The sequence below is a fragment of the Streptomyces sp. NPDC056948 genome (assembly GCF_042674225.1).
GTDB classification, from domain to species: Bacteria; Actinomycetota; Actinomycetes; order Streptomycetales; family Streptomycetaceae; genus Streptomyces; species Streptomyces purpurascens.
In genome coordinates this window covers 1-9,003 of record NZ_JBHUQX010000386.1, presented here as the reverse complement: position 1 = coordinate 9,003, position 9,003 = coordinate 1, and the positions used below count along the sequence as shown (strand labels likewise).

Annotated in this window: 9 protein-coding genes; 2 read left to right on the top strand and 7 right to left on the bottom strand. The window is 72.5% G+C overall.

All coding sequences use genetic code 11. The features are described from left to right. Positions 1-52: 52 nt before the first annotated feature. From ACFTZL_RS35325 to ACFTZL_RS35305, 5 genes are all read right to left on the bottom strand, one after another. Positions 53-259: a CDGSH iron-sulfur domain-containing protein gene (locus ACFTZL_RS35325; RefSeq protein ID WP_193481250.1), complete on the bottom strand. Its 207-nt coding sequence runs from the start codon at positions 257-259 to the stop codon at positions 53-55. Beyond that, positions 240-893 carry a HemK2/MTQ2 family protein methyltransferase gene (locus ACFTZL_RS35320; protein WP_382591557.1) on the bottom strand — a complete coding sequence of 218 codons (654 nt, stop codon included), beginning with the start codon at positions 891-893 and terminating at the stop codon, positions 240-242. The genes ACFTZL_RS35325 and ACFTZL_RS35320 overlap by 20 nt, the downstream gene beginning before the upstream one ends. Before the next feature lie 21 nt (positions 894-914). Further along, positions 915-1,928: an iron-containing redox enzyme family protein gene (locus ACFTZL_RS35315; protein ID WP_382591560.1), complete on the bottom strand. Its 1,014-nt coding sequence runs from the start codon at positions 1,926-1,928 to the stop codon at positions 915-917. Positions 1,929-1,969: 41 nt separating this feature from the next. Next, the gene (locus ACFTZL_RS35310) at positions 1,970-2,158 is read right to left on the bottom strand and encodes a hypothetical protein (RefSeq protein ID WP_382591554.1); all 189 of its coding nucleotides are present in this window, start codon (positions 2,156-2,158) and stop codon (positions 1,970-1,972) included. A gap of 62 nt (positions 2,159-2,220) precedes the next feature. Further along, the gene (locus tag ACFTZL_RS35305) at positions 2,221-3,228 is read right to left on the bottom strand and encodes a Ppx/GppA family phosphatase (RefSeq protein ID WP_382591551.1); all 1,008 of its coding nucleotides are present in this window, start codon (positions 3,226-3,228) and stop codon (positions 2,221-2,223) included. A gap of 134 nt (positions 3,229-3,362) precedes the next feature. On the opposite strand from ACFTZL_RS35305, the gene ACFTZL_RS35300 reads away from it, so the two are divergent. Further along, on the top strand, positions 3,363-3,704 hold the full coding sequence (locus ACFTZL_RS35300) for an ArsR/SmtB family transcription factor (protein WP_382591548.1): 342 nt from the start codon (positions 3,363-3,365) through the stop codon (positions 3,702-3,704). A gap of 6 nt (positions 3,705-3,710) precedes the next feature. Continuing rightward, positions 3,711-4,238 carry an SRPBCC family protein gene (locus tag ACFTZL_RS35295; RefSeq protein ID WP_382591545.1) on the top strand — a complete coding sequence of 176 codons (528 nt, stop codon included), beginning with the start codon at positions 3,711-3,713 and terminating at the stop codon, positions 4,236-4,238. Positions 4,239-4,242: 4 nt separating this feature from the next. On the opposite strand, the gene ACFTZL_RS35290 is transcribed toward ACFTZL_RS35295, so the two are convergent. Both ACFTZL_RS35290 and ACFTZL_RS35285 read right to left on the bottom strand, forming a co-directional pair. Next, positions 4,243-7,065 (bottom strand): NHLP bacteriocin export ABC transporter permease/ATPase subunit, encoded by a 2,823-nt coding sequence (locus ACFTZL_RS35290; protein WP_382591543.1) that lies wholly within the window; start codon positions 7,063-7,065, stop codon positions 4,243-4,245. Between the two features lies 1 nt (position 7,066). Continuing rightward, the coding region (locus tag ACFTZL_RS35285; RefSeq protein ID WP_382591540.1) for an ATP-binding cassette domain-containing protein at positions 7,067-9,003 on the bottom strand (1,937 nt) is incomplete at its 5' end.

The following is a 9,003-nucleotide window of genomic DNA, read 5'->3' as shown; positions in this document are numbered from 1 at the left end:
GAGTGGGGCCGCCCGTCGGCCCCTGGGCTTTGCGCCCGGCCGGGCCCCCGGGTCACGCCCGGTCGCGGTGGCTCGTGTCGCACCACGGGTAGCGGCGGCTGCGGCGGCAGGTGCACAGGGCCACGCGGAAGCGGTCGGAGCGGACGACGGAGCCGTCCTCCAGCTCCACCTCCACCGGGCCCTCCACCAGGAGCGGGCCCTTGCGCTGGACGGTGATGCGCCGCGGCGGCGCGGACCGGTCAGAGGGGGAGTTCGGCACGGACGACCACCAGCTCTTCCTTGTTCTCGGTGGCGGGCAGCAGTCCCCGCTGCCGCAGCCAGCGTTCCCGGCCGCGCAGCACCGGCCCGAACGCGATCCGGTGCCGGCAGGTCACCGCGGCCTTCAGACCGGACGCGCGCAGCCGCCCGACGGTCAGGTCCGGATCGCTCAGCGCCGACTGCACGAGAAGGAGCACCCCGCCCGGACGCAGCAGCGCGGGCGCCTCCCGGCAGATCCGGTCGACGACCAGCCGTCCGTCACCGCCCGCGTCCCAGGCACGGGCCGAGCCGCGCGGCTCCCTGTCGCCCTTCGGCGCCGGCACGTACGGCGGATTGGCCAGGACCAGATCGAACGACTCTCCGCGCACGGGATCGAAGAGGTTGCCGTGCCGGATGCGGAGGGGGAGTCCCGCCAGCCGGGCGTTCAGCCGCGCCGCCCACACGGCGCCCCGGGACACGTCCACGGCGGTCACACGAAGACCGCGGCGCGCGGCCGTCAGGGCCAGGGCGCCGGTCCCGGTGCCCACATCGAGGACCTCCGCGCCCGGGGGCAGCGGCTCGTCGGACAGGGCGCCGGCCAGCAGCTCGGTGTCCTCCTGCGGGGCGTAGACGCCCGGGGGTACCAGTGGATTCACGCCGCACGGGTACCCCGGCCATCAGGAGATATGGGTTGCCTCATGAGCAAGCGGTGCACACAGTGACGAACGTGACGCGCGCCAATCGGTGAGCACCCGGACGCCGAAGCGGTCCTCGACGAACTCGGTGGCGTCGATCCCGAAGGCGACATCGGCGGCGAGATGCGGCTCCCGCTCCAGCAGACCGCCGATGACGTCGTGGCGCACCACCTGCTCGTGGACCGCGTCGGCCTCGACGTGCTCGTCGTAGAAGTGCTCGGCCGCGGGCCCGGCGCCCGTGCGGCGCATCGCCTCGGCGAGCCGCCGCGACCCCGGGGACGAGGTGATCTCGACGGCCGCGAAGTGGCCGACCAAGGCGCCCCTGAGGGCCCGGTGCAGACCGAAGAGGGACATGAGGTTCACCGTGACCAGGGCCTCGGCGGTCGCCGCGTCGAGGTAGCGGCCGTACGTGGTGTCCAGCCCCAGGTCCGCCATCAGGTCGGCGAACAGCCGCGCATGCACACGGTCGGCGCGGCCGCCGCCCCACTCGTCGAACTCCACCGCCGCCATCGCCGCCTTCGCCCGGCCCCACAGCCGGGGCAGCACCCAGGCGTGCGGGTCGGCCTCCTTGAGGTGGTACAGGGAGCGCTGGGCCGCGTACTCCCGCACCTGCCACAGCTCGCCCTCGTCACGCAGGAAGTGCGTGACGCCCGTGCCGTGGACGGGTTCGACCAGCAGGCCTCGCAGCGCCTCGGCCACGCTGTCGTGGACCCGGGCGTCGGTGCGCAGCGCGGACAGGAAGCGGTGCTCCAGGGCCGCCCGGGTGCGCAGCAGGTCGGGGTCCCACTCCAGCTCCGGAGCCACGCCCGCGAAGCCGCGGTAGTGCAGCTCGTAGCAGAGATACAGGGCGAGCTGGAGGTCGTCGCCGTACACCTGGGCCCGGATGATCGCCTCGGGGCGGGGCAGCCGGCCCGCGCCCCGCAGGTACGCCTCGACACCCCTGCTCAGCGGGCCGCGCGGGCCGGGCAGGGGCGGTTCTTCGCGGTCGTGCTCCATGCGCGCCGGGTACCCGGGCAGGGCCCGGTCACCCGCCCGCGTCACTCTCCCCCGGACTCCTCCTGCGCGCGCTCGTTCGGTGTGGTGGCATCGCCGGCCTCACCCCGGTGGCGTCGCTGCCCGTCGGAGTCCTCGGTGCGGTTCTCGGCATCCTCTATCTCGCGCAGGACCTCCTCGAGCGCCGTCTCGGGCTGCTTGCCGGAGGCCTCGTGGTTCTTGTCGTGGGACATGTGGGTCTCCTTTCCGCGTCCGGTGTGTTCCGTGCGTCCGGCCGGATCACGTCCGCCGGTGCTCAGTGGGCAGCGGCGGCGATGCGCAGCGGCACCGGGTCAGGAGGGGCGGCCTCCTCGTTGTCCCGGATGACTTCCGCCCACCAGGACGGGCCGTCCTCGATGTGGCGCAGCAGCACGCCCTCGCGGATCGCCCAGGGGCAGACCGTGACGGACCTGATGCCGCTCAGCTTCATCGCGGTGTGCGCGACCACCGCGCCGGCCAGGCTCTGTGAGGCCCGCGGCGCGGAGATGCCGGGCAGGCGCGCGCGGTCGGCGGCGGGCAGGGCGGCCAGCGTCGTGATCGCCTCCCGCAGCCCCACGCGGTGCAGTTCCCGGTCCACGAACGGGCCGTGGCGTCCGGGTGCGGCGCCGCACAGGCGGCCGAGCTGCTGGAACGTGCGGGAGGTGGCGACCGCGGTACGCGGGCCCTCCCAGCGGATCCGCGCCGCGACGTCCCGCAGTTGATGGCGGACTCTGCGGCGCAGCGCCCGGACCCGCTCCGGCGACGGCGGGTCCTCGCCCTCGAAGAACTCGTGGGAGAGCCGCCCCGCGCCCAGCGGCAGCGACGCCACGAAGTCGGGCAACCGGCCGCGCCCGAAGGCGACTTCGAGTGAACCGCCACCGATGTCGAGCAGGGCGAGCGGCCCCGACCGCCAGCCCATCCAGCGCCGGGCCCCGAGAAACGTCAGTTCGGCCTCGACCTCACCCGGCAGGGTGCACAGGTCCACGCCGGTACGGGCCCGGACGGTGTGCAACACCTCGTGCCGGTTCGGCGCGTTGCGCACCACGGCGGTCGCGAAGGCGAGCGGCCCGGCCGCGCCCCACCGGATGGCGGTCCTGCTCGCCTCGGCGACCGCGTCGACGAGTTGTCCGACCGCCTGCTCAGGGATGGGTTCCCCCGGTGTGACCTGTGCGGACAGCCTGAGCCGCCACTTCGCGGTGTGCACCGGCAGCGGTACACCGTCCTCCGCGTCCGAGACGACGAGTCTGACCGTGTTCGATCCCACATCCATCACGCTGATTCGCATGGGGCGTGGGTACCCAATTACGCGCCGGGGCAACGGAAGCGTGCGCGGAGTACGGCGAAGTCACGCCACCGGAGACAGGCACTCCGTCATTGTATTCCTTGACAGGCATATAACGGCAGAGGCATATTGAAGGCATGTCCGACGCCGCCCTCTGGACCGCCCTCGCCGACCCCCACCGGCGGGCCATCGTCGCGCTTCTCCTGGAGCGGCCCCGGGCCGTCGGTGAGATCGTCGAGGCGTGCGGACTGAGCCAGCCGAGCACCTCGAAGCACCTGAAAGTGCTGCGGGAGGCGGGCCTCGTCCGGGTACGGCAGGAAGCGCAGCGACGCGTCTACGCCCTCGACCCCGGCCCGATCGCCGCACTCGACGCCTGGCTCGCCCCGTACCGCAAGCTCTGGAACGAGAGCCTCGACGCGCTGGGCCGCCGCCTCGACGAGACGCCGGACACCCCGGAACCACCCGCACCGAAGGACTGATCCCCCATGGCAGCCGAACTCACCGGCACCTATCTGACCCTGGACGACGGCCGCCCCGCCGTCCGCTTCAGCCGCACCTACGACCACCCCGTCGACCGCGTCTGGCAGTTCGTGACCGATCCGGACGAACTGGAGCGCTGGTTCCCCTCCCGCGCCGAGATCGAGCTGCGCCCCGGCGGCGAGGTGAGGTTCAGCGGCGACCCGCACATGGCGGACTCCACGGGCCGGGTCATCGCCGTCGACCCGCCCCGGCACCTGTCGTTCGAGTGGGGCGGGGACGAACTGCGCTTCGACCTGGAGGAGGCCGAGGACAAGCGCACTCGCCTCACGCTCACCAACGTCCTGGGCGCCGAGGACTCCGCCGCCCGCAACGGCGCCGGCTGGGAGGTGTGCCTGACCGCACTGGACGCCAGGGCGCGCGGCGAGCAGGCCGCCGGTCCGCACGCCGGGGCCGACGCGCCCTGGCGGGAGCTCTACGCCGCCTATGTGGCGGCCGGGGTGCCCTCCGGCGCCCCGGTGCCCGGGGTGGAGTGACCTCTCACGTCATCTGCCGCCGCACCAGCTCGTGCAGCCGGCCGTTCGTGTCGGCGAGCAGTTGGTCGGGCGGGCCCTGCTGGATGACCTTGCCGTCCTCCATCACCACGACCCGGTCGGCGTCCATCACGGTGGACAGCCGGTGCGCGATGACGACCCGGCTCGCGTTGAGCGCCTTGGTGCTCTCGATGACGGTGCGCTGGGTCTCGTTGTCGAGGGCGCTGGTCGCCTCGTCGAAGAAGAGGATGCGCGGCCGGCGGATCAGCGCCTGCGCGATCATCAGCCGCTGGCGCTGACCGCCGGAGACGGCGCCGCTGCCCGAGACGATGGTGTGCAGGCCCATCGGCATCCGCTTGATGTCCTCGGCGAGGCCCGCCATCTCGGCCGCCGCCATCGCCTCCTCCGGCGTGTACGGCTCGGTGCCGCAGATGACGTCCAGGATCGAGCCGGTGAACGGCTGCGCGTGCTGGAGCACCACACCGCACTGGCGGCGCACCGCCGACTGGTCGAGAGCCCCCAGGTCCTGCCCGTCGTACAGCACGCTGCCCGACAGCGGCCGGTCGAAGCCGATCAGCAGGCGCAGCAGCGTCGACTTGCCGCAGCCGCTGGGGCCGACGACCGCGACGAACTCGCCCGGCTTCACCTCGAACGACACGTCGTCCAGGATCAGCGGACCGTCGTCCGAGTACCGGAAGGACACCCGCCGGGCCTCGATCGCGCCGGACAGCGGCCCCGGCCGGGTGCTCGCCGTCCGCACCTCCGGCGTCGCGTCCAGCACCGGCCTGATCTCCTCGAACAACGGCAGCGCGGCCACCGCGGAGACGAAGGAGCCGGTCAGCTGGGTGACGGAGGTCAGCACCATCGTCACCGAGGTGTTGAAGGTGAGGAACGCGGCCGCGGACATCGAGCCCCGGGCCGGGCCGGCCAGCAGCATGAACATCACCAGCGTGCACAGCGGCAGATACACCGCGCCCAGCACCGTCGAGAGGTTCTTGATACGGCCGACCTTCTGCTGGAGCTCACGGCTGTGCGCGAACTCCGAGGCCCACGCGGCGTACGCGTAGTTCTCGGCGGCGGCCACCCGCAGCTTGGGCAGGCCGCGCAGGGTCTGGAACGCCTGGTTGTTCAGCTTGTTGGAGAGCACCACCAGCCGCCGCTGCCAGCGCACCTGCCACAGTCCCAGCCCCAGGAACACCGCCGCGATGACGACGAGCATGCCGATCGCGGCCATCGCCATCGGCACGCTGAACCACAGCAGCAGCCCCAGGTTCATCGCCCCGATGGTCACCGACTGGGCGACCGTCGGCCCGACTCCCGCCAGCAGCCGGCGGATGGAGCTGATGCCCATGGCCGCGCTGGCCAGTTCACCGGTGGAGCGCTCGGTGAAGAACCGCGTCGGCAGTCTGAGCAGCCGGTCCCACACGGCCGGCTGGAGCGTGGCCTCGATCCGGCCCTCGATCCGCAGGATGGTGAGGTTCTGCAACAGCATGAAGGCCGCCGCCACCACGCTGCTGAGCATCACCGCCAGGCACACCTGCACGATCAGGCCGGTCTGGGCCTTCGGCACGAACTCGCCGAGCACCTTGCCGGTCGCGATGGGCACCATCGAGCCGATCGCCACCGTGACCAGGCCGCTCAGCAGCAGACCGGTCAGGTCGCCGCGCATGCCCTGCATACAGAACCGCAGCAGCCCGAGCGGGCTGAGCCGACGCTCGGGCAGCGGACGGTAGAACATCACCGCACGCGGCTCGAACTCGTCGACGTTGGCCTTCTCGATGGGCGTCTCACGGCCGGTCGACGGATGGACGGCGACATATCCGCCGCGCCGCCACAGCAGCGCCACCGGCGCGCCCGACAGGGCCCGGTGGCCGACCAGCGGCCCCACGTTGTCCCGCCACCAGCGGCCGTCCAGGCGCACGGCCCGGGTGCGGACGCGGGAAGCCAGGGCGACCTGCTCGACCGGGTCGAGGCGGTCGCCGCCGGTGCCCTTCTGGGTGGGCTCGGTGAGGCGGATCCCGGCCGCCTGCCCGACCAGCTTGCAGGCCGCGTACGAGGCGTCGGCATCGGCCGCGGTGGTCCGCTTCGACGACCGCTTGCCGATGGAGGCGAGCAGCGTCTGGTCGGCCTGGGCGCGGACCGCCTCACCGGCCTTGATGCCCTCGGCCGTACGCGTCTCGTGGGTGCGCTCGAGCTGCTCGATCCAGCGGTCCAGCGTGGTCAGCAGCCGGTACTGCTGGTCGACCATGCTCTGCCACAGGCCCGGGTCCATCAGCAGGTCGGCCGCGGCCTCCGCGCCGTACAGCGAGCCGTACTGCACGCTGCCCGGCGGCACCTGCATCCAGAACACGTCGTCGTCCGTGGGCGCCGCGGCCCGCTCGGTCGCCATCGGCGCCTGGAAGAGGATGGACAGGCTGCGGCCGACGCCCAGGGCGAGCGCGTACTCCAGCGGACTCGTCGTCGGAGGCACGTACTGTGGATTGCCGTACTCGTCGTACGACCACGTCGCGGTGTCGGCGGGCTGGTACAGCTCGCGCAGGCCGATGCGGTGCACCACGCAGTCCCGCAGCGGGCGGGCCACCAGCGTGTGCTGCGGGCCCGGCACCGGGCCGAGCACCAGCGAGCCCGCCTCCAGACGGCCCAGATGGTGCCAGTGCCCCTGCTGTCCGGCGTCCACCGCGAACAGGTCGACGGCACCCGCCGCGACCAGCCACAGCACCTGCGGACCCTCCAGGTCGAGACGGTTGAACCCGGCGCAGTCGATGCGCGAGCCCATCTGCCCGAACGCGTTGAGGACGAGGTCACCCTCATGTCCCTGAACGGTCGTCACCTCACCGCTCCCTGACCAGCGTGGCGTACGCGCCGCCGCGCGCCACCAGCTCCTCGTGCCGTCCCCGCTCCACGACCGTGCCGTGCTCGAGGACGACGATCTCGTCGCTGTCGCGCACGGTGCTGAGCCGGTGCGCGATCACCACACAGGCACAGCCGCGCCGGCGCAGGTTGTCCATCACGACCAGCTCGGTCTCCGCGTCCAGCGCGCTCGTCACCTCGTCGAGCACCAGGATGCTCGGCCGGCGCACCAGCGCCCGGGCGATCTCCAGACGCTGGCGCTGCCCGCCGGAGAAGTTGCGGCCGTCCTGCTCGACCTTGCTGTGGATGCCGCCGGGGCGGCGCGTGACCACGTCGTACAGGGCGGCGTCCCGCAGCGCGTCCTCCACCGCGTCATCCGGGATGGACGGGTCCCACAGCGCCACGTTGTCGCGGATGGTGCCCTCGAAGAGGAACACGTCCTGGTCGACGAAGGAGACCGAGGCGGCCAGCGCCCCGCGCGGAATGTCGTCGATGCGCTGCCCGTCGATGCGGATCACGCCCTCCCACGGCGCGTACAGGCCGGAGATCAGCCTCGACACCGTGGACTTGCCGCTGCCGGAACCGCCGACCAGCGCGACCTGCCGGCCCGGGCCGACCGTCAGATCGAAGCCCGTGAGCAGGGGCTTGTCGAGCGGGCTGTAGCCGAAGGTGATGTTCTCCAGCTCGACGTGGCCCTGGAGACGGCGCGTCGACTCGCCGGAGTCGGGCCGGCCGTAGAGCGGGTCGGCCTTGAAGTTCTCCACGTCCTTCAGCCGGGCCACGTCGGCCGCGAAGTCCTGGATGCGGCCCGCGACGCCGTTGAGCCGGGTCAGCGGGGCGGTGAACCGGGCGACCAGGGCCTGGAAGGCGACCAGCAGGCCGACCGAGATATGGCCCTCGACCGCCCGCATGCCGCCGATCCAGAGGATGAGCCCGCTGTTGAGGGTGGCCAGGGTCGGCGCGACCACGCCCAGCCAGGCGCTCGGCACGCCGAGCCGCTGCTGCTCCTCCAGCGTGGTGGCGTGCTGCCCGGCCCACTTGCGGAAGTAGCCGTCCTCGCCGCCGGTCGCCTTCATCGTCTCGATCAGCTGAAGACCGGTGTAGGCGGTGTTGGTGAGCCGGGCCGAGTCGGCGCGCAGCTTCGCCGTACGGGTCGCGCGCAGCCGCACGACCACCCGCATGGCCACGATGTTCAGCAGCGCCACGCCGATGCCGACGAACGTCAGCTGCGGGTCGTAGCTGTACAGCAGCACCGCGTACAGGACGACCACGATCGCGTCCACGCCCGCCGCCGCGAGGTCGCGGGACAGGGTCTCGGCGACCGCGTCGTTGGACTGCAGCCGCTGCACGAGGTCGGCCGGGCTGCGCTGGGAGAAGAACGTCACCGGCAGCCGCAGCAGATGCCGCAGGAAGCGGGCGCTGGACAGGGTGGAGGAGATGATGCGGCCGTGCAGCAGGTTGGTCTGCTGGAGCCAGGTCAGCACGACGGTCAGCAGCACGCACGCCGCCATCGACGCGAACAGCACGTTGAGCAGCGAGGTCTGGTTGCCGATCAGGAACTCGTCGATGTAGGTGCGGCTGAGCGCGGGCACCGCCGCGCCGACCGCCACCAGCAGCAGGCTCGAGAGCACCGCGGCGGGCATCGTGCCCGCGGTGCCGCGCAGCCGGGCGGGCATCGCGCCCAGGACGCCGGGCTTGCGGCCGCCCCGGGTGAAGTCCTCGCCGGGCTCCATGACCAGCACGACACCGGTGAAGCTGCCGTCGAAGTCCTCCATGGGGACGAAGCGGCGGCCCTTGCCGGGGTCGTTGATGTAGACGCCGCGGCGGCCGGGGAGCTGGTGTCGGCGGGCCGCAAGCCGGACACCCCGCTGAGCGTCACGGTCGCCGGTACGACGGGAACCCGTACACGAAGGACGGC

What these genes read in the sequence shown, in the direction of transcription:
- ACFTZL_RS35315 (WP_382591560.1), bottom strand. Translation starts at nt 1,928, where the DNA reads ATGGAGCACGACCGCGAAGAACCGCCCCTGCCCGGCCCGCGCGGCCCG.
- ACFTZL_RS35310 (WP_382591554.1), bottom strand. Translation starts at nt 2,158, where the DNA reads ATGTCCCACGACAAGAACCACGAGGCCTCCGGCAAGCAGCCCGAGACG.
- ACFTZL_RS35305 (WP_382591551.1), bottom strand. Translation starts at nt 3,228, where the DNA reads ATGCGAATCAGCGTGATGGATGTGGGATCGAACACGGTCAGACTCGTC.
- ACFTZL_RS35300 (WP_382591548.1), top strand. Translation starts at nt 3,363, where the DNA reads ATGTCCGACGCCGCCCTCTGGACCGCCCTCGCCGACCCCCACCGGCGG.
- ACFTZL_RS35295 (WP_382591545.1), top strand. Translation starts at nt 3,711, where the DNA reads ATGGCAGCCGAACTCACCGGCACCTATCTGACCCTGGACGACGGCCGC.